The organism is Streptomyces sp. NPDC046122, assembly GCF_056429965.1.
The window spans coordinates 53,278-72,820 of record NZ_JBWKLQ010000013.1 but is presented as its reverse complement, the minus strand read 5'-3'; the positions used below and the strand labels follow the sequence as shown (position 1 = coordinate 72,820).

General features: G+C 70.0%; 23 protein-coding genes. All 23 read left to right on the top strand.

The genetic code is table 11. From position 1 onward, the window contains the following. Positions 1–6 precede the first annotated feature (6 nt). The 23 genes from AC07FK_RS27020 (at position 7) to AC07FK_RS26910 (ending at position 19,542) form a co-directional block, all read left to right on the top strand. A complete protein-coding gene (locus AC07FK_RS27020; RefSeq protein ID WP_479107547.1) occupies positions 7–504 on the top strand; it encodes a hypothetical protein in 498 nt (165 codons plus the stop codon). Beyond that, on the top strand, positions 501–1,844 hold the full coding sequence (locus tag AC07FK_RS27015; protein ID WP_479107546.1) for a terminase large subunit domain-containing protein: 1,344 nt from the start codon (positions 501–503) through the stop codon (positions 1,842–1,844). Before AC07FK_RS27020 ends, AC07FK_RS27015 begins: the two co-directional genes overlap by 4 nt. A 9-nt stretch (positions 1,845–1,853) precedes the next feature. Further along, positions 1,854–4,172, top strand: a complete 2,319-nt coding sequence (locus AC07FK_RS27010) for a phage portal protein (protein WP_479107545.1) — start codon at positions 1,854–1,856, stop codon at positions 4,170–4,172. A 2-nt stretch (positions 4,173–4,174) separates the two neighbouring features. Next, positions 4,175–4,516: a lipocalin/fatty acid-binding family protein gene (locus tag AC07FK_RS27005; RefSeq protein WP_479107544.1), complete on the top strand. Its 342-nt coding sequence runs from the start codon at positions 4,175–4,177 to the stop codon at positions 4,514–4,516. Continuing rightward, the gene (locus tag AC07FK_RS27000; RefSeq protein ID WP_479107543.1) at positions 4,516–5,151 is read left to right on the top strand and encodes an HK97 family phage prohead protease; all 636 of its coding nucleotides are present in this window, start codon (positions 4,516–4,518) and stop codon (positions 5,149–5,151) included. The genes AC07FK_RS27005 and AC07FK_RS27000 overlap by 1 nt, the downstream gene beginning before the upstream one ends. Positions 5,152–5,369: 218 nt before the next feature. After that, on the top strand, positions 5,370–6,659 hold the full coding sequence (locus AC07FK_RS26995) for a phage major capsid protein (protein ID WP_479107542.1): 1,290 nt from the start codon (positions 5,370–5,372) through the stop codon (positions 6,657–6,659). 41 nt (positions 6,660–6,700) lie between these two features. Further along, entirely contained in the window at positions 6,701–6,997 is a 297-nt protein-coding gene (locus AC07FK_RS26990; protein ID WP_479107541.1) for a hypothetical protein, read from the top strand. A 3-nt stretch (positions 6,998–7,000) separates the two neighbouring features. Next, entirely contained in the window at positions 7,001–7,675 is a 675-nt protein-coding gene (locus AC07FK_RS26985; RefSeq protein WP_479107540.1) for a hypothetical protein, read from the top strand. Continuing rightward, on the top strand, positions 7,675–8,118 hold the full coding sequence (locus AC07FK_RS26980; protein WP_479107538.1) for an HK97-gp10 family putative phage morphogenesis protein: 444 nt from the start codon (positions 7,675–7,677) through the stop codon (positions 8,116–8,118). Before AC07FK_RS26985 ends, AC07FK_RS26980 begins: the two co-directional genes overlap by 1 nt. Further along, the gene (locus AC07FK_RS26975; RefSeq protein WP_479107537.1) at positions 8,118–8,423 is read left to right on the top strand and encodes a hypothetical protein; all 306 of its coding nucleotides are present in this window, start codon (positions 8,118–8,120) and stop codon (positions 8,421–8,423) included. The genes AC07FK_RS26980 and AC07FK_RS26975 overlap by 1 nt, the downstream gene beginning before the upstream one ends. Beyond that, positions 8,423–8,875, top strand: a complete 453-nt coding sequence (locus AC07FK_RS26970) for a hypothetical protein (RefSeq protein ID WP_479107536.1) — start codon at positions 8,423–8,425, stop codon at positions 8,873–8,875. The genes AC07FK_RS26975 and AC07FK_RS26970 overlap by 1 nt, the downstream gene beginning before the upstream one ends. Next, positions 8,872–9,207: a hypothetical protein gene (locus AC07FK_RS26965; protein ID WP_479107535.1), complete on the top strand. Its 336-nt coding sequence runs from the start codon at positions 8,872–8,874 to the stop codon at positions 9,205–9,207. Before AC07FK_RS26970 ends, AC07FK_RS26965 begins: the two co-directional genes overlap by 4 nt. 45 nt (positions 9,208–9,252) lie before the next feature. Continuing rightward, complete coding sequence (locus AC07FK_RS26960) at positions 9,253–9,831, top strand: phage tail protein (protein ID WP_479107534.1); 579 nt, start codon at positions 9,253–9,255, stop codon at positions 9,829–9,831. Between the two features lie 93 nt (positions 9,832–9,924). Beyond that, on the top strand, positions 9,925–10,494 hold the full coding sequence (locus AC07FK_RS26955; protein ID WP_479107533.1) for a hypothetical protein: 570 nt from the start codon (positions 9,925–9,927) through the stop codon (positions 10,492–10,494). 144 nt (positions 10,495–10,638) lie between these two features. Further along, the gene (locus tag AC07FK_RS26950; protein ID WP_479107532.1) at positions 10,639–13,872 is read left to right on the top strand and encodes a hypothetical protein; all 3,234 of its coding nucleotides are present in this window, start codon (positions 10,639–10,641) and stop codon (positions 13,870–13,872) included. A 3-nt stretch (positions 13,873–13,875) separates the two neighbouring features. After that, complete coding sequence (locus AC07FK_RS26945) at positions 13,876–14,730, top strand: phage distal tail protein (protein WP_479107531.1); 855 nt, start codon at positions 13,876–13,878, stop codon at positions 14,728–14,730. 16 nt (positions 14,731–14,746) lie between these two features. After that, positions 14,747–15,907: a hypothetical protein gene (locus AC07FK_RS26940; RefSeq protein WP_479107530.1), complete on the top strand. Its 1,161-nt coding sequence runs from the start codon at positions 14,747–14,749 to the stop codon at positions 15,905–15,907. A gap of 1 nt (position 15,908) precedes the next feature. Next, the gene (locus AC07FK_RS26935) at positions 15,909–17,099 is read left to right on the top strand and encodes a hypothetical protein (protein ID WP_479107529.1); all 1,191 of its coding nucleotides are present in this window, start codon (positions 15,909–15,911) and stop codon (positions 17,097–17,099) included. Next, positions 17,099–17,590: a hypothetical protein gene (locus tag AC07FK_RS26930; RefSeq protein ID WP_479107528.1), complete on the top strand. Its 492-nt coding sequence runs from the start codon at positions 17,099–17,101 to the stop codon at positions 17,588–17,590. The genes AC07FK_RS26935 and AC07FK_RS26930 overlap by 1 nt, the downstream gene beginning before the upstream one ends. 12 nt (positions 17,591–17,602) lie before the next feature. Beyond that, positions 17,603–18,433, top strand: coding sequence for a peptidoglycan recognition protein family protein (locus AC07FK_RS26925; protein ID WP_479107527.1), 831 nt, complete (start codon positions 17,603–17,605; stop codon positions 18,431–18,433). Positions 18,434–18,479: 46 nt separating this feature from the next. Next, positions 18,480–18,740, top strand: a complete 261-nt coding sequence (locus tag AC07FK_RS26920; protein WP_479107526.1) for a hypothetical protein — start codon at positions 18,480–18,482, stop codon at positions 18,738–18,740. Continuing rightward, a complete protein-coding gene (locus AC07FK_RS26915; RefSeq protein ID WP_479107525.1) occupies positions 18,740–19,183 on the top strand; it encodes a hypothetical protein in 444 nt (147 codons plus the stop codon). The genes AC07FK_RS26920 and AC07FK_RS26915 overlap by 1 nt, the downstream gene beginning before the upstream one ends. After that, entirely contained in the window at positions 19,180–19,542 is a 363-nt protein-coding gene (locus tag AC07FK_RS26910; protein ID WP_479107524.1) for a hypothetical protein, read from the top strand. Before AC07FK_RS26915 ends, AC07FK_RS26910 begins: the two co-directional genes overlap by 4 nt. Position 19,543 lies beyond the last annotated feature (1 nt).

Genomic DNA, 19,543 nt, shown 5'->3' with positions numbered 1-19,543 from the left:
TACGCCATGGCGAGCAGCAACGACCGGCCACACGGAGGCGACGGCCAGTTCGTCCGCGCCCTCACCACTGCCGAGCGCGACGCCGAAGCCGCGCGCCTGCGCTCCAAGGGCTGGACCTACCCCGCCATTGCCGCCGAGTTGGGGTTCAAGCACCGGGCCGACGCATACAACGCCGTCAAGCGCGTCCTCGACTCGACCGTCCGTGAGGCCGGTGACGACCTTCGCGCGCTGGAGCTGGACCGGCTCGACGACATGTACCGGGCCGCCATGGGCGTACTGGAACGGCAGCACGTCACCGTGTCCAACGGCAAGGTCATCAATGTCGGCGGTGAGCCGCTGATCGACGATGCCCCTACCCTCCAGGCCATCGACCGGCTGCTCCGAATCCAAGAGCGCCGCTCGAAGCTGCTTGGCCTGGACGCCCCCGTCAAGCGCGACATCAGCCTCACCGACGAACGCGCCGCCGCGATCGAGGCCCTCGTCGAGGAGCTGGGCGAGCAGTGACCACCGACCTGCGCGCCCGCCTCGCCACCATGACCGACGCCGAGCTGGACCTCTTGGAGGCCAAGCTCCGGGCGAAGCTGTGGCAGCGCAAGTGGGACCGGTGGACCCCGTACCCGTGGCAGATCGCCCCCGACGAGATCGAGACGCTCGGGTGGTGGCTCCAGCTCGGCGGCCGCGGCACGGGCAAGACCGACGGGTGCGCCCGGTACATGGTGGCCCACGTCAACGGGCCGCCCTGCGACGAGCGGGTGCCGGGCGGGCACCGCATGGCGATCGTCGCCCCGACGCAGGGTGACGCCGTCGAGGCGTGCGTCAACGGCCCGTCCGGGCTGAAGGGTCATGACCCGCGCGTCGTGCTGCGCACCACGGCCGGCGGCACCTTCGCCCGGTGGCCGAGTGGTGCCGAGGCCAAGCTGTTCGGCGCCCACTCGCCCGACGACGTCGAGCGCCTGCGCGCTGGCGGTAACCGGTGCCTCGTGTGGATGGAGGAGGCCGCCGCTATGCGCCGCCTCGGCGCCGCCATCACGCACTCCGAGATGGGTCTCCGCATCGGCCCGAACCCCCACTACATCGCGTCCACCACCCCGAAGCCGCGCACCGAGCTGATCGAGCTGACCCGCCGCGCGGACGTCACCGTCACCCGCGGCCGCACCCGCGACGCCCACCACCTCCCGCAGGCGCAGCGAGACAAACTGATCGCCAAGTACGCCGGCACCCGCATGGAAGCCCAAGAGCTGGACGGCAAGCTCTTGGAGGACATCGAGGGCGCACTGTGGTCCCGCACTCGCCTGGACGCCACCCGCGTCGGTGCCGCACCGCCCATGGTCCGCATCGTCGTCGCCATCGACCCCGCAGCGAAGGGCGGCGACGAGTCCGACGAGATGGGCATCATCGTGGCCGGCCTCGGCCAGGCGTACATCCCCGACCGCAACGGGTTCGCCCGCCGCCACGGGTACGTCCTCGATGACCTGTCGGGGCGCATGTTCCCGGAGGAGTGCATGCGCAAGGCAGCGCAGGCGTACCACGCGTGGAAGGCCGACGCGGTGATCGCCGAGGTGAACAACGGCGGCGACTGGATCGGGACGACGCTGCGGCAGATCGACAACAAGGTCACCTATCGCACGGTCACCGCGACCCGCGGCAAGCAGACCAGGGCCGAGCCCGTCGCCGCCGTGTTCGACCAGCTTGCCGCGCACGTCGTCACGGCGCTGCCCGAGCTGGAGGAGCAGCTCGTGTCGTGGGTGCCGGGCGACGACAGCCCCGACCGGCTCGACGCCATGGTCTGGGCCCTCACTGAACTCATGCTCGCGCCCGCGGGCAATCTCGCCGCGGTCGCATAGGAGGATCACGTGGGACGAATCAAGGACGCGTTGGACGTGGCGTTCGGGCGGCGCGCCATCGGCGGCGGCCTGGACACCCTGCGGGAGCGGCGCCCGATCACCGTCGCATCGGTCGGCGGCCAGCACTCGCTCACCATCGACCTGGACGCCGAGGCCCGCGGCTACGCCAACTCGGCTGTGGCCTACCGGTGCGTGGCTGCCATCGCCGACAACGGCAGCTCGGTGCCGCTCGCGGTGCGCCGGCCGGATGGCTCGGAGATCGAGGGCCACGAGATCGCGATGCTGTTCAACAAGCGGCCGAACCCGCTCATGTCCGCGCGCGTCTTCAAGTCGCTGGTCCTTCAGCAGGGCGAGTTGGCCGGGCAGAGCTTTGTGTGGCTGGACCGGGGGGAGACCGGCCTCGGCCCGGTGAGCGAGGCGCACATCGTCTTTGACCAGGTCGACGTCATTGTCGACAAGCCGATCGCGCAGCGGCCGACGATGGCCAACGTGATCGGGTTCATGATCCGGCGGGCCGACGGGCAGCAAGTCCCGGTGCTGCCCGAAGAGATGCTGTGGCTGCGTTACCCCCACCCGTTCGACCCGCTCGGCTGCCTGGCCCCGTGGAAAGCCGCACGGCACGCCGTCGACATGGACGCGTACGCGCGTGAGTGGCAGCGCTCCAGCTACGCCAACGGGGCGTCGCCGACGGGCGTCGTCTACCTCGGCCAGATGGACGAGAGTGCATTCGCTGCGGCCAAGGCATCGTGGCGCAGCAGCATGCAGGGGCCGGCCAACGCGGGCAAGAACCTGCTCGTGGCCTCACCCCCTGGTGGCGGGACTCCGATCAGCTACGCCCGGATCGGGCTGACCGCGGAGGAGATGGACTACCTCGAATCCCGCATGGCCAATGCGGACGAGGTCATGATGGCGTTCGGTGTCCGCCGGGACGTCCTCACCGGTGGCAGCACGTACGAGAACCAGACCGCGGCCATGGCCGGTCTGTGGTCGCAGACGATCAAACCGAAGCTGGAGATCATCGGCTCGGAAATCGACCGCGTCCTCCTCCCCTCCGACACCGAGGAGGCCGAGTTCGACCTGTCCGACGTGGAGGCCCTCCAGGAGGCCGAGGACTCCAAGGCCAACCGGGCCCGCGCGTCGATGTACGCGGACATCACCACTGTCGACGAGGCCCGCGCCGTCCTCGGGTACGACCCGCTACCGAACGGGATCGGCCAGCACACTCTCACCCCGTACCGCTCCCAGTTCGCCCCGGTGCAGGGAGCGGCCGGTGGGGACGAGGCCCGGTCGTGGGACGCCGACTTCTCCCGTCTGCTGCCGTCGTCGCCGGACGTTGGGCCCGTCGTCGAACGGGCCGTCGAGTCGGCGCTGGCTCGCATCCTCGGCGGAGCCCCGACGCAGGTCAACGCCCCGACGACGCCCCGTCGTCTGGAGCTCACGCGTGCGGACGACACCCCGTCGCCGCCGTCGCTCGCCGAGATCAACCGGGCCTATGACGAGCTGGAGCAGGCAGGCCGCGCCGCGGTACGGGCCCTCGCGCGCGAGCAGCGGGAGCGGGTGCTCCGCGACTTCGACCGGCTGATGAAAAAGCCCCAGCGCTCCGAGGAGTGGCTCACGGAGGTGCGCACCGAGGCGTGCGCCCTCGCCCGCGAGCAGACGCTCACCCTGGCCCCGCCGGACCTTGACGTCGTGCCGGCCGCCCGCGCCACGGACATGGATATCGCGACCGGGCCGGAAGGATGGGAGGAGCGCATCAAGGCCCGCGAGATCTTCGACCCCCGGTACTGGCGGCGCCGTACGGCGGAGGTGCTGCGCCCGTTCGTCGAGCGGGCATGGCGGCGCGGCGGCGTGTCCATCACCGGCAGCTTCGACCTGGACGAGCCGGACGTGGCCCGCGCCCTCCGCGACCGGATCGACGAGCTGGCCGGGCAGGTGACCGCGACGACGGAGCAGGTACTCCGCTCCCAGCTCCTCGCGCACGGGGTGGCCGAGGGCGAGTCGATCCCGGAGCTACGCGCGAGGCTCCAGCAGGTGTTCACGAACCTGTCCGACTACCGGGCGACGATGATCGCCCGCACCGAGACCGTCGGCGGCTACTCCGCCGCCTCGCACCTGGCCGCCCTCGACGCCGGGGCCGTGCGCAAGACGTGGCTCAGCACGGACGACACCCGGACCCGCGCCACGCACCGGGCGGCGCAGGGCTCCACCGTGGCGCTGAACAAAAAGTTCGCGCTCACCGAGAGCAGGTGGCCGGCGGACTCCGCCGCGCCCGCCAACCAGAGCATCCAGTGCCGATGCGCCCTCACCTACGAGTTCGAGGAGAACTGACGATGGCGACTCTGCTGCGGGGCGAGGTCCCCGTGATCCTCCAGCCCGCCGGGCACGCCCAGTACAAGGGCGCGTACTGCCCGCCCGGCGTGCCGTTCAAGGAGGTACGGCGCGGCCCGTTCGACGGCAAGCAGGACATCGTCGTCCGCCCCGACGCCGACGGCGGCCTGCCCGCTCACATGACGTTCGGGCGTGGCGCGGTGGTCTACGAGTACGACGGCACGGACAAGCAGGGCCGCGCCGTGTACCGGTACGCGCCGCGCCTGTCCCCCTCACACCAGGGCGTCATTACCGGCGTGGCCGAGGTGTACGCCGAGCACGCACTGAAGAAGGGTGACCAGTGATGGAGCTGGAGTTCAGGTCCCTGGAGGACATCGAGTGGCGCGTTGGCGAGGGCGACGATGGCACGTTCGAGGGGTACGCCTGCCGGTACGGCAAGAAGGATTCGTACGGCACGACGTTCCACCCCGGCGTGTTCCGGCGCGGCATCGACAAACGGGACTACGCCTACCTGTGGATGCACAGCCCGTACGAGCCGATCGGTACCTTCCGCGCGGAGGAGCGGCCGGACCACCTCTACATCGCGGGCCGCTATGACGACACCGTGGCTGGCCGCGACGCCCGCGCGCGGGCCAGGTCCGGGAGCGCACCCGAGCTGTCCGTCGGGTTCGTCCGTACGGACCTGCCGCCGTGGGAGAAGCTCGCGGAGATGGGCGACGAGGAGCGCGCCGACGTGCTCGACAACATCCGCTCAGCCCGCCTGGTGGAGGTTTCCCAGATCACGGCGCGCATGGCGGCCGTGCCCGGCTCGAAGCTGAAGACCGTACGGTCCGCGCTCGGCGACCTCTACGAGGACGTCCAGGCGCCCACCCTCGACGAGCAGGCCGAGCAGGAGCAGCAGGCCACCGCCGCCCGCAAGCAGCAGGAACGGCAGCGACGCGCGGCCCTGCTGCGCCTGACCACGATCACCGCCCCGTGACCGATGTGCGACGACGCAGGCAGACGCCCGTCGTCGCACATTGCAGCCCCCAGAAACACGCCCCACGGATTCGATCTACCCTCGCCCCATCCGGGCCGCACTGACCGGACGTGAAAGCCCAGTGCACGCCGGGCGCGATCCACCGGCCGTGAAAGACGGACGCAGACCCCCAGAACTCTGGGCGGCTGCGCGCCGTCCACGGACCGAAAGGACTCGCGGTGAGCAACTTCGCGAAGATCCGCCCCATCGGTCGCCGCCGCGACGGACGACCGATCTACCCCATCAAGGGCGGGGCCCCGACCCTTACCGAGCAGCGCGACGAGGTCGCCGCGCTCCTCGCTGACCAGAACTACGACGGCGACATCGACGAGCTGCTCCAGCGCGCCGACGACATCGCCGCGAAGATCGAGCAGGCCAACCAGCGCGACGCACGCCTCCGCTCGCTGCGAGCCGCGAACCTCCCCGCCGGTGACCCGCAGCCCAACCCCGGCCAGCGACAGGCACCGGGCATGCAGCCCGACGACCAGGGCAACGCCCACCCGGTCACTGTGGCCGAGGCGTTCATCCGCTCCGCCGCGCTGGAGAACTTCCGAGCCAACGGCAAGCGCGGGCAGTTCAGCGTCGACCACCGCGCTGCCCCGGCCGGCACCGTCACCACGGGCACGCAGCCGCAGCAGAACACCAGGGTTCCGGGGATCATCCCCCAGAACCCCGACTTCCCCCTCATGGTCGCGGGCCTCCTCGACCGGCAGTCCTCGGACGGCACCACGCTGGAGTACATGCGGGATGTGTCCGGCCCGCTGTCGACGTGGAACAAGGCCGCGGTCGTCGCTGAAGGTGCAGACAAGCCCAAGTCGGGGCCGTTCGTCTTCGACACGATCACGACCACGCTCAAGACGGTCGCCCACTGGGTGCCCATCACGAGGCAGGCCGCCGACGACAACGCCCAGCTCATGGGCTACATCAACGGCCGCCTCACGTACGGCCTTGAGTACAAGATGGATCGCGAGATCCTCACCGGCAACGGCACCACCGAGATGCAGGGCATCCTCACCACGCCCGGCATCGGCACCTACCAGCCCGGCGTAGGCAACACCGACGTCAAGCTCATCACGGTCCGCAAGGCGAAGACACAGGGCGAGCTGGCCCTGTACCCGCCGACGGCCATCGTGATGAACCCGCTCGACTGGCAAGACATTGAGCTGGACGAGGACAACAACGGCCAGTTCCGCGTGATCGCCAACGTGACCGACCCCGGAGCCCCGACCCGCCTGTGGGGTCTGACCGTCGTCACCACCGTGGCGATGACCGCCGGCACCGCGCTCCTCGGTGGGTTCCGCACCGGCGCGACGCTGTGGGAGCGGCAGGGGATCACGATCCTCATGACCGACTCGCACGCCGATTTCTTCACCGCGAACACGCTGGTCGTCCTCGCCGAGCGCAGGGCGAACGTTGCCGTGCACACGCCCGCCGCCTTCGTGAAGATCACGTTCGCTGCCGCGACCTGATCCCTGGCCCCACCCACCACGACACCGTGAGGAGGCCAGAGATGGCCGCACGTACCAAGCCCGACGAGACACCCGAGGAGCAGCCCAACCCGGCTGTTGTCCGCACGCAGGAGTACGACGCCGGCACCGGCTGGGAGATCGGCCAGACCGCACCGCAGGACGCCTTCCGCGCGCTCGGCGGGGAAGGCATGAGTACCCCGGTCGGCCCGGTCGTCCACTCCCACCCCGGCGGTTACGCCCGGCAGATCGTCGTCAAGGGCGGTCTGGTCACGCAGGGCGTCAAGCGCGAGCTGGAAGCGGCCGAGGCCGAGCAGTCCGACGAGAACGGCCAGGGCTGACCCATGGCGTACTGCTCTGTGGCGCAGGCCCGAGACGCGGGGGCGACCGGCACCGACGCCGAGGTGTCCGCGTGGATCACGGCTGCCACGGAGCGGATCACGTCGTACACGCAGCAGCTCTTCGAGCCCACTCCCCTGGTGGTGGTGGCGGACGTGGCGCCGGATGGACTGGTGATCCTCCCGCGCCGCGTCCGCACGGTCACCACGGTGGAGCCCGTCGTCGACGGCGGCGACGCCCCGTCACTCCCGTCGTCCGCATGGCGGGTCACGTCGTCTGACGTGCTCGGCGGCATCGACGCGGTGCGTCTGCACTGGCACGGGTACAACGACCTGATCGCCGGGGCCGAGTCGTACAACGGCGGGTGGCGCGGACTGTTCCAGCGCTGGGGGATGGAGCAGGCGCGCGTGATTGGGGAGTTCGGGTATGCCACCGTGCCGTACCTGGTCACACAGGCGTGCGCCCTGCTCGCCGCGCACATGCAGGCGCAGGCCGCCCCGTCCGACGCCGACTCGGCAGCAGACGCCAGCCTCCAGGTGGACGACGAGGGCAACAACGTCGCCATCACCGAGGAAGAGACGACGCCCGTCGTCCCGTCGCCGTCGACCGGATCGACGCAGGTAGACGCCCTCCTCGTCGACTACCTGAACCACGGCGTACCGATGATCGGCGGCATCTGATGGCCGTCTCTGGCAGCTTCAGCATGGACGCCCGCACCTTCGAGCGGGGACTCCGCCGATGGGTCGGCCGCCTCTCCACCGAGTCCAAGGAAGCCACCCGCCGCACGGGGGTCCGCGTCCAGAACGAGGCGAGGCGCAGGGCCCCGGTCGACACCGGGCGGCTGCGCTCCAGCATCGTGCACAGCGTCGAGGACCGCGGCCGTACGTACACCGTGACCGTCGGCACGAACGTGAACTACGCCGAGCACGTCGAGTACGGCACCGCTCCGCACCGCATCTACCCCCGCCGCACACGTGCCCTGTACTGGCCTGGTGCCGCGCACCCCGTGGCGTACGTCGACCACCCCGGCACCGCCCCGCACCCGTTCTTGGCCCCGGCTATCGCCATGGCTGAGACGTGGCTCCGCGAGGAGCTGGCCCGTGCCGGACGGAGGGCCCGCTGATGAGTCACGACCGCGACACTCCACCTGCGGACTGGCCGGGCCTGGAAATGGTCGGGCTCACCAGGCTTACCGATGACATCTACTTCGGGTGGCTGACCACCGAGGCGAACCCCATGTTCTGGCACTGGTGCGCCGCCCTGGCCGATGTGCCCGAGGACGCCACCGTGCATGGGAGCTGGGTAGCGGCTGGCACCGGGGCGCACACCCTGGTCTCCCCTGATCCGCTTCACCTCGAACCGTCCCTGCTGTGGTCCTGCTGCGGGCTGCACGGCTGGGTTCGCAACGGCCAGTGGACGGAGGCGTGATGGCTGCCACCACGTCGGGTGCGCTTAAGGCCCGCCTTGAATCCCTCGGCACCAGCGTGCCGTTCTTCCGCGACGGCGCCCGCCCCGGACAGGAGACGCCGTTCGGCGTCATCACTGAGGCCCTCAGCATCAGCATGGACACCGCCGGCAACGGCGACTTCGGCGACCCCGCCACCGAGCTGCACATCGTGGAGACGGCGACCGTCGACATCGTCCAGTCCGCCCGCGCCAAGACCGGTGCGGCCACCGCGAAGAACACCGAACGGTACGGCCTCGCCGAGGCTTTCGCGCACGCGCTGCACGGCCACGGCCTACCCGCTCACCCGGCCAAGGTCACCGCCGTTCGCGTCGTCGATATCGACCGGTTCCCCATCAAGGACAACCAGACGCGCACGTCCATCACCGTCGCCATTCACCGCACGCTCCTGCTCTCCGAGGTGGTCCCCGCATGACCGTCGTCTACGTCCCCGTGCCCCGCGACGCGGTGATCTCCAACCTCGGCCCCTGCTGGCCGCCCGCCCGTGACGCCGCTCTCCTGCGCGTCCCCGCCTCGGAGGCGGTCACCGACGGCGCGGTCTGCATCTACGAGCGCGAGGGACAGCCCGGCGTCACCTGGTGGCTGGTCGACAGCGTCATCCCGCCGCAGGACGCCGGCCCTGTCGACGAGGCCCTCGCCGCGCTGGTGCCGGGCTCCGTGCTGGAGGTCCCGCCGCCGCTCGACGAGGGCTCACCGCCGATCGACCCGCACACCAGCACTGCTGCCCTGTCCGCTGACCTGCCGTAGCCACCGCCGTCCGGGCCGAACCCCGGCACCAGGAAGGAACCCACCATGCCGATCTCCCGAGTCACCAAGCTGTACGCCGTCGAGGACGCGAAGATCTTCCCCCTCCTCTCTGACCCGGCGGGCGGGTCCCCGTCGTACGGCGAGGGCATCGACGTGCCTGGCATCAAGTCCATGGAGATCACCGGCGACGTCGAGGTAAAGGAACTGAGGGGCGATAACGGCCTGCTCGACTCCGACTCGTCGCTCACCAACGTGACCGTGTCCTACCCGCACGCCAAGCTCTCCCTCGACGTGCTCGCGGCCCTCGTCGACAGCAACGTCACGGACTCCGGAACCACCCCGGCGCAGAAGAGCAAGTGGGTGTTGGAGCAGGGGGCCCGCCCCCTCCCGTACAAGATCGTCGGGAAGACGCCGACGGGCGGCTCCGACCAGACCGCGGGCGACGTCCACTTCACCCTCTTCAAGTGCGTGATGAGCAGCTTCCCCGGCCTCGGCCTGGCGGAGGAGGACTACCGCACGATCGAGAACGAGGCCAGGGCCGTGCCGCTCATCAGCACCGGCGAGTGGATGTCCGTCGAGATCAACGAGACCGCCGTCGCCATCCCGACCGCCGCCACCCCGTAAGCACCGGGCGGGCCGCGCCTCGCTCCGCCGCCCGCCCGGCCACATCTCCACCACCCGCAGGCCGAAACCCGGCACTGACACTCGGAGTAGACCGTGACCACTGCTGCACCGCTCACCGCCCTCGGCAAGGAAGTCCGCTTCGCCGACGGCACCACTGCCCGCCTCCGCTACAGCCTCGGCGCCATTGCCCTCCTGGAGCAGCGGCACGGCGGCATCGACGGCATCCTCAACGTGTTCGGCAACATCGACGGCAAGAGCATGTCGGGCGTCATGATCGGCCCCGTGCTGGAGCTGATCGGCGCCGGGCTCACCGGCAGCGGCGGGTTCGTCCCGCACATCACGGAGCGCGTCACCACCGTGCGCGAGGAAACTCCCGACGGCCGCAAGACCAGCCGCGACGTACGGGAGATCACCGCTGTCCGGTACGTCCGCCAGTCCGACCGGCGCGAGCTGGGCGACCTGCTCGACTTCCGCGACTTCGAGCAGCTCGTCGACGCCATGACGACCGCGTTCGAGGAGGCGTTCCCCAAGGGGGAAGCGGAGGCCCCGGCGGGGCCATACACCGACGTGGAGCTGACCGTCCCGGACACCTTCCGTGGGGCGAGCTCTACTACCTCGGCACCGTCCCCCTCGGCCGCACAGACGCCGCCTTCTGGGAGCTGACCCTCGCGCAGCTCCTCGCCCTGGCTGACCAGCACCGCCACGCCTCAGCCTCCAGCGCCGGGCCTGCATCCCCCGAGCCTGCCGACGGCGCGTCCCTCCTCGGATTCGCCTCCATGCGCCGCACCTGAAAGGAGGTGACCACCTGTGGCCGATGACCCGGATCTCACCGGACGCGTAAGCCTGGACTTGTCCGGCCTCGTCGAGGGCCTGCGGTTCGCACAGGCCGTGACCCGCCGGCAGATCAGCCGACTCGTGCGCGACGCGAACGACCGCATGGACGGATTGGGCGGACGCCTCGGCGGGGTCACCGGCCGGATCGGCGCCGCGCTCGGCAGCATCGACACGGACCGGCTCACGAACGGGCTCGGCCGCGTCGTCGGCATGCTGGGCGGCCTGGCCCGACTGGCCGCCCCGTTCGCTGTGGCGGGGGCCGCGATTGGTTCACTGCTGCCGCTGGTGGCCGGGCTGGTCGCGACGCTGGCGCAGATCGCACCGGCCGCCGCATTGGGCGTGTCCGCGATGCTCGCGCTGCAACTCGCCTCCGGCACGTTCAAATTGGCGATGGTCGGCGTTGGGGACGCGGTCACGGCGGCGCTCGACCCGAGCGACCCGGCCGCGTACGCCGAGGCCCTGGAGAAGCTCAGCCCGAACGCACGGGCGTTCGTCGAGGTCATCCGTCAGGCGCAGCCCGCCCTCGACGCGCTCCGCAAGAGCGTGCAGGACCGCGTGTTCGCCGGGCTGGACGCCCAGCTCAAGGCCACGGGTGAGGCGACGCTGCCCGTCCTGCGCCGCGCGCTGATGGACACCGCCGGAACCCTGAACACGATGGGCCGCGGCGTCCTCACCGCAGCCCGCGATCTCTCCACCGAGGGCACCCTCGGCACCGCCCTCAAGGGCGCAACGGGCGGGCTGAAGGCGTTCCAACGGGTGCCCGGTCAGATCGTCACCGGGCTCGGCCAGATCTCGGCCGCCGCCGCGCCGACGTTCCAGCGCCTCGCGGAAGCCGGCGGCGGCGCTTTCGACAAGCTCGCGGCCAAGATGACCACGGCGTTCGAGTCCGGGGCGATGGAGCGCGCCGTCGAGCAGGCTGTTGACCTGCTCGGTGAGTTGTTCTCAATCCTCGGTGACGTCGGCTCCATTTTCGGCAGCGTGTTCGGGGCGGCCGAGGCGTCCGGCGGCGGCATGCTCGGCGTGCTCAAGAGCATCACGTCAGAAATCGCCCGCGTCGCCGCGACCGACGAGGTACAGGCGGGGCTGCGCGCCTTGTTCGACGTGATGGCCACGGTCGGTGAGACCGCAGGTCCGCTGCTCGGCCAGGCCCTCCAGGTGCTCGGTCCTGTGCTCGCCGAGCTGGGTCCTCCAGTTCAGATTTTGGTCGCCGCTTTGGGTGATGCTCTGTCGCCGATTCTCGCGGAGCTGGGCCCCGTGCTGGTTTCGGCGGCGGGCGCGTTCGGTGACTTGATCGTCGCCGCGTCGCCGTTGCTCACTCTGGCGGGTGAACTCGCCGCCGCCCTTCTGCCCTCTTTGATCCCGCTTTTTGACGCTTTGGGCAAGATCTTTGTAGCGGCCACGCCATTCGTACAAATGTTCGCAGAAACGCTCGGCGCAGTCCTAACGCCCCTGCTCGCCGCCCTAGGCCCCATCGTCGAAGCGCTACTCATCCCCTTCGTTCAACTGGCCGAAGATCTCTTCCCGTTGCTGGCCGAAACCCTCGCCGAACTCACTCCCGGCCTGGTCGAACTGGCGACCGCAGTCGGCGAACTCCTCGTCGAACTAGCCCCCTTGATCGCCGAGTGGTTCAAGCTAACCAGCGCCCTCGCCGTCGAGCTGATGCCGATCATCACGGAGGTAGCGACCTTCCTCGCAGGCGTCCTGTCCGCCAGCCTGTCCGGACTGGCCACGCTCGTCCGCGAGTTCATCGTCCCGTCCGTCCGCATCCTCGCCGACATCATGCGCGGCGACTTCGGATCAGCAGCCCAACGGATGATGGAGCTGGGCGAAAAGCTGCGGAGCAAGCTGAGCGAGGTCTGGACACAGATCAAGATCAAAGCGGGGGAGCAGCTCGCGCAACTGCGCCAGGCCGCCGTCGACAAGGCAAGCCAACTCCGGGACGACTTCGTACAGAAGATGATCGAACTGCGGTCTAGGGCCGCAGCGAAGATCGCCGAACTTCCCGGCGCCATCCGCTCCGGGCTCGGCGACCTCGGCGGCGTCCTGGCCGGGGCCGGCGCCTCTCTGATCCAGGGGCTGATCGACGGCATCCAGTCCCGCATCCCGTCCGTGCAGGGCATCCTCAACTCGCTCACCAACAAATTGCCCGACTGGAAAGGCCCGCGCCGCAAGGACGCGCGCATCCTCACCCCCGCCGGCCGGTGGCTGATCGAGGGATTCATCCGGGGCATCAACGAGACGACGGCGAAACTCCGCACCCGCCTGAAGAGCCTCACCGCCGCGCTGCCGGACAACGTGCGCCGCGGCATCGGAAAGACCCTCGCGGCGGGCACCGCACGCCTGGACAGGCTGATCACTCAGCGAGAGCACAGCATCAAGCGCCTCGCCGCCGCGCAGAAGAAACTCGCCGACCTCGTCAAGGAGCGCGACAAGGTCGCCAGCGACATCAGCAGCGGCATCCTCGGCGAGGGCAACATCACCACCGGCCACGCCGACATCAACAGCGTCGGCGCCATCACGGTCGGGCTCCAGCAGGCAGTCAAGAAGGCCAAGGAGTTCGGCGACAACATCGCCAAGCTGCGGAAGAAAGGCATCCGTAGCGACCTGCTTGAGCAGATCGGTGAGGCGGGGGTGGGCGGCGGCGGCGCGACGGCGGCCGCGCTTGCCCGTGCGACCCCTGCCGAGATCAAGCGCATCAACGACCTCCAGGCGCAGCTCGCCGCGTCGGCCAAGAAGACCGGCGCCACGGTCGGCGATGCCCTGTACGGGGCGGGTATCCGGGCGGCGCAGGGCCTCGTGAAGGGGCTCAAGTCGCAGGAGAAGGCGATCGAGCGGCTGATGCAGCGGATCGCCCGCGGCATGCTCGACGCGGTCAAGAAGGTCCACAAGACGCGGTCGCCATCGAGGGCGTTCGCAGACATCGGCGTCATGGACGGCATCGGCCTCTCGCAAGGTCTGCTCTCCACCCGCGGCCGCGTCCGGGACGCAGCGACCCGCGTCGCCACGTCCGCCCTGACCGCTGCCCGCGCGGTCGACCAGGCCCTGACCACCGTGCCGCAGGCCGGTGCGCTCACCGCCGCGTACGCGGGCACCGCACCCGGCGGGCGAGGCGACACGTACAACACGTTCCACCTCACCGGCGGCGACGCCACCCCCGACGGCATTCTCCGCGCCCTGTCGTGGCGCGGCCTCGTAGGGAGGCGATGACCCGTGGCACAGCAGCGACTCGGCCGCATCCAGTGGGGCAACCTGACGTTCGGCCCCGGCGACCGGTACCACGTCACCGCGATCGAGGGCCTCGACGACCTGCCCGACATCCGGGCCGAGGACGTCGACCGCCCCGGCCAGCACGGCGATTACACCGGCCCCGACTACGCGGGAGCGCGGGTCATCCAGATTGGTCTCGGCCTGCGCGGCGACACTCCCGACGAACTGCGCGCCCTCACCCTCGCCCTGCGCGCGGCGACGCAGCCGCAGCGCCAGCCGCAACCGTTGGCGTTCCTCGACCAGGACACCCTCGTCTACGGCAAGGTGCGCAAGCGCCACGTCCCGTACGACGCCGAGCACCTGTGGCGCACCGGCACGGCCGCCCTGGAGATCTACTGCGCCGACCCGCATTTGTATGGGCTGGAGGAGCACACCGCCTCCACGACGATGTACAGCCCGTCGGCCGGTCGTACGTACCCGCTGGTGCATCCGCGCTCGTACGGCCCGGCCGGCACGTCCGGCCGCCTGACCCTGGTCAACGCAGGAACGGCACCGGCCTACCCCGTGCTGCGCGTGGACGGCCCGGTCGCGAACCCCAGCGTCGAGCAGGTCAACACCGGCTCGACGCTCGTCATCGACGCCACGGTGCAAGAGGGCCAGTTCCTCACCATCGACACCCGCACCCGGGCGGTGCTCCTCATGGGCACCAGCCCCCGCCGCTCGTGGGTGCGCGCGGGGTCCGCGTGGCCGCTCATCATGCCCGGCTCCAACGAGATCGCCTACCGGGGCAGTGCGCTGCCCGGCGGCTCTGGCCAACCGTCCCTGCTGACTGTCACCTGGCGCGACACCAGCCTGTAGAGAAGGAGGCCACCCCGTGGCTGTGATCAATCCCCCGGCGTGGATGCAGGCCGGGTCGTACCCGGCGCAGAACGACCGGCTGGCGCTCACTGGGCTGCTCGCCTACCCCGGTTTCCTCGCCGACGAGGCAACGCCGATGCGCATCCGGCAGGGCATCAAGCCGTCGTATCAGCAGCAGCAGATGCGGGTGCGGGCGGCGGCCACCCCGAACATGACCGTGATCGTGTCCGGCGGGTTCGCGTTCATCGACAACCGCGACACCGGCGGCAAGGGCACGTACATCTGCGCCAACGACGCCGACGTCGTGTTGACCGTCGCACCCGCCGGCGGCGCCGGGCAGTACCGCAAGGACTGCGTGATCGCGAGCGTCTACGACGCCGAGACCGCCGGGGCCGTGTCCGAGTGGCGACTGGAGATCATCCAAGGGGCGTACGCCGCCTCGGCTGGTGCGGCTGTCCGCCCGTCGCTGCCCCCGAACTCGCAGATCCTCGCAGACCTGGCGATCGGCCCGTCACAGACGTCGGTGGCCACGGGAAACATCACCGACGTCCGGCAGTTCTCCGTGGCGGCCGGCGGCATCGTGCCCGTGTCGTCGTCGAGCACCCCGAACCGCCCCCACCCCGGCCAGGTGTTCTACCAGACGAACCTCGACAAGTTCGTCTACGGCAAGTCCGACGGAACCACGGCCGCCCTGCTCGACTCCGCCGGCGCGAGCACCATCGGCAAAGCGATCTTCAAGTACAAGGGTGTCGACACCGACCGCACCTCGCCGTTCATGGTCGACGACCCGCACCTGACCTTCACCCTGGAGGCCAATGCCGTCTACGAGATGGAGGGGATGCTCTACTCCAAGACCACCGACCACGTAGACCACGACATCGTCATCGACTTCACCGTCCCGACTGGGGCGACCGGCCGGTGGATGGGCCTCGGCCAGGGCGCCTCCGCCACCACGACCGACGGCGACGTCCGCACCGTCACCACCAACGTAGACGCGGCCCGCACCTACGGCTCCACCCTCTCCGCCACCGACGCTCTCGGCATCCTGCTCCGCGGCCTCGTCGTCACTACCAACGCGGGCACGTACGCCCTTTCGTGGGGCAAGAGCGGCCCCAGCGCTATCCCCACCCTGACCCTGTACGGGTTCTCGTGGATGAAGCTGACGAGGCGGGCCTGACATGGACCTTGCCGGAAGCAGCCTCCTCGGGGCGCAGACGAGCGTCGAGCACACGTATACGTACCTGTTCTGCGACCTGCTCACGGACACGCTCCTCGCCGAGCTGCCACTGAAGGACGTCACGTACGGCACCGAGCTGAACGGCATCGGCACCCTTCGCGCGCACATCCCGTACGCCGACGAGACGCTGCCGCTGGACCCAGATACCGCCTCGACGCCGGCACGCACCGCCCTGTACGTGGACCGGGACGGCGTCATCGTGTGGGGCGGCATCGTGTGGACCCGCGACCCGGCGCCGGGCGGGAAGGACATCCAGGCCAGCGAGTTCCTGTCGTACTACCAGCACAGGTACATCAAGCAGACGCTCTCCACCGATTCGTCCCTACTCCTCGACGCCGACCTGATCCCCAACGGCCAGCGCCTGTGGGCCGACCAGAAGTACCTGTTCTGGTCCCTCATGCGGTACGCGCATGGCCAGCCTGGCGGGGACATCCGCGTCGACATCAACGCACTCGCCTACCCCCCGCACGGCATCGAGCGGGTGGCCACGTACTACGGGTGGGAGCGGACGGAGATCTACAAGGCGATCAGCGAACTCGCGGCGGCCGAGGACGGGTTCGACTTCGGCATTGAGGTCGGGTGGACATCGTCCGCGAACAACCAGGCCCCGACCCGCTACCGCCGCGCGAAGGCGTACTTCCCCCGACGCGGCCGCACCGCCGACCAGTCCGGCCTCGTGTTCTCCAAGGGCGGCGGCCACGGGTCGATCATCGACTACACATGGCCCGAGGACGGCACCGCGCTCGCGACGGAGATGAGCGGCATCGGCGCCGGTTCCGGTGAGGCGACGCTCCAGGTCGTTACGCAGGATGCCGACCTCCTCGCCTCCGGGTGGCCGCTGCTGGAGGCCGTGACCAAGTACGACGGGGTTGTCGAGGTGGCGCAGCTTCAGTCGCTCACGAACTCTGATTTGCGCGCCCGCGCCCAATCGCAGGTGCAGCCGTCGTTCACCGTGGAGGCCGACGCCGACCCGGCATTCGGCTCGTACTCGGTGGGCGACGAGGCCCTGTTCGCCATCGACCCCGAGCCCCGCATGCCGCAGGGCAAGAGCGCGGTGCTGCGGATCGTCAGCATCGAGAACACCGCGCAGCACGGCCCCGAGCGCGTGCGCCTGAACTGCGTGGTGGCCTGATGCCCAAGCACGCCACGACACCCAACCTGCTGGAGCGCCTCGCGGTGCTGGAGGAGCAGGTGGCCGCGCTGCGCCGGACCGGGTGGGAGCGGGACGAGCTGCCGTTCTACGCCTCGTCGCTGCGGGGCATGGTGTTCGACGACGCGACGAGTTTCACCACGGTCCTGGAGACGGTGTTCGCTCCGCGCACCGGGTCGCTGTCCCTGGCGCTGCTGCTCCTCGGCGACCAGGTGTCAGCCGTAAATACGGGCGGTGAGTGGCAGGTGATTTTCGACGCGGCCGGCGTGAGCACCGTCGTGGCGAGCGGCACCGTCACCGCCACTTTTTCCTACCAGCAGGCGTCGCAGGTGATCGACCTCCGCCCGTACCTCAGCGCCTCCGAGGTGAAGATCCGCATCCAAGTTCGCCGCACGGCCGGCGCCACGACCGGCGGGAAGTTCGGCGGCGGCGGGTCCATCGGCCTCACCCCCCGCTACGCCCGACTCATCTGAAAGAAGCAGCCCATGCGACTCGTCACCCGATCCCAGTGGGGCGCCCGCGACTACCGCACCCCCGGCGGCGCGACTCTCTACAGCGGCCCCCGCCGGGGTGTGAAGCTGCACTACCTCGGCACCGCGTACAGCGCCCGAGCGCACGACCAGTGCGCCGCGTACGTCCGCTCGTTGCAGGCGTCCCACATGGACGGCAACGGCTGGTCCGACATCGGCTACAGCTTCCTCGTCTGCACCCACGGCTACGTGTACGAGGGCCGCGGCCTGCGCCGCCGCAACAGCGCGAACGGCAACACCAGCCTCAACGAAGAGAACTACGCCGTCTGCCTGCTCGTCGGCTCCAGCGGCCTCACCAAGCCCACCGACGAGCAGCTCCACGGCGCCCGCGACGCCATCGACTACTGCCGCGCCGAGGGCCCCGCCGGCACCTGGCTCGGCGGCCACCGAGACGGCTACGCCACCACCTGCCCCGGCGATGCGGTCTACGCATGGGCCAAGGCAGGCGCACCCCGACCCACCACCCAGGAGGACGACATGACACCCGAGCAGGCCAAGCAGCTCAAGGCCCTGTACGACAACCGCGAGGCCGCGCCTTGGCGGTACAAGGGCAAGGACGAACCGCGCGACACCTACGACTACCTGCGCACCACGGCACGCGACGTGTCCGCACTCAAGGCACAGGTCGGCGCGCTCACCACCGTCAACCGCCAGCTCGTCGGCGCTGTCGCCAAGCTCACCGCCGACGTCGGCGACCTGGACCCCGCGGCCATCGTCCGCGAACTGACGACCGCCATCGAGAACGTTGAGGTCCGCCTCGACGTGCCCGACACCCCGACCCCCTGACCCTGTCCATGGGCCAGGCCCTCACAGAACGGATCACCTCATGTCCATGCACTCTCTGCCTGACGCTCAGACCGTCGTGAAGACCGGCAAGACGTACGCGAAGGATCTCGCCGAGCGCGTGATCTGGACTTTCCTCGGCGGCGCGAGCGCCGTCGCCCTGGCGGCCGGCCCCGCCTCGATGTTCTCCGCCTCGTTCTGGGAGTCCGTCGGCGTAGGCGGCCTGGCCGCCGCCGCAGCGCTGCTGAAGGGCGTGGCTGCCCGCGCCGTCGGCAACAAGAACAGCGCCAGCACAGCGGCAGGCGTCTGATGTGCCGGGCGGCCCGGTGGCTGACCCAGCACCTGGGCCGCCGCGGCACGTTCCTCGCCATCCTCGGCACCGGCAAGACCTGCTACGGGGTGGGGTTCATCGTCATCCCGCAGCCCGACCCACAGGGCCTCGACCTGCTGACACAGTGGTGCGGCCTGGAGTCCTGGGCGTGGCTATGGATCATTGCCGGGCTCGTCACGCTGTTCTCTGCGTTCCTCCGTATCGGCCGCGACTGGCTCGGATTCCTCGCCGCTCTCCTCCCCCCATCGGCGTGGGCCACCGCCTACCTCTTCGCCGTCATCAACGGCGACTTCGCACGCGGCGGTTTCGTCGCCGCGTGGTACCTCACCTCGCACATCGGGGTCATCATGTGGGCCGCCACGCTGCCGGAACATTCGGTGCCCCCACCGCCGCGGCGTGCCCGGAAAGGTAAGGGCTCGTGACCCTGGCAGAGATCACGGCGCTGATCGTCGCAGCGGGGAGCGTCCTCGGCGGCGGCGGATATTTCGTGGCACGCGCCACGGTGAAGGCGGCACAGGCCACGGCGCGAGCGAACGAGGCGGCGGCCAAGGCTGCGGCCGCGCCCGTGCAGTCCGCCGAGAACTTCAAGGTGCTGCAAGCCACGGTCGACAGGGTCGATGCGGAGAACGGCCAGCTCCGTTCCCGCCAGTCCCGGTTGGAGTCGCTGCTCCGGGCGTTCGCATGGACCACCGACCGGTGGGCCCGGCAGATGCACCACGCCGGTATCGAGCCCGACCCCGCTCACCCGCTGGTGGATGAGTACAACCGAACTGGAGTGTGAC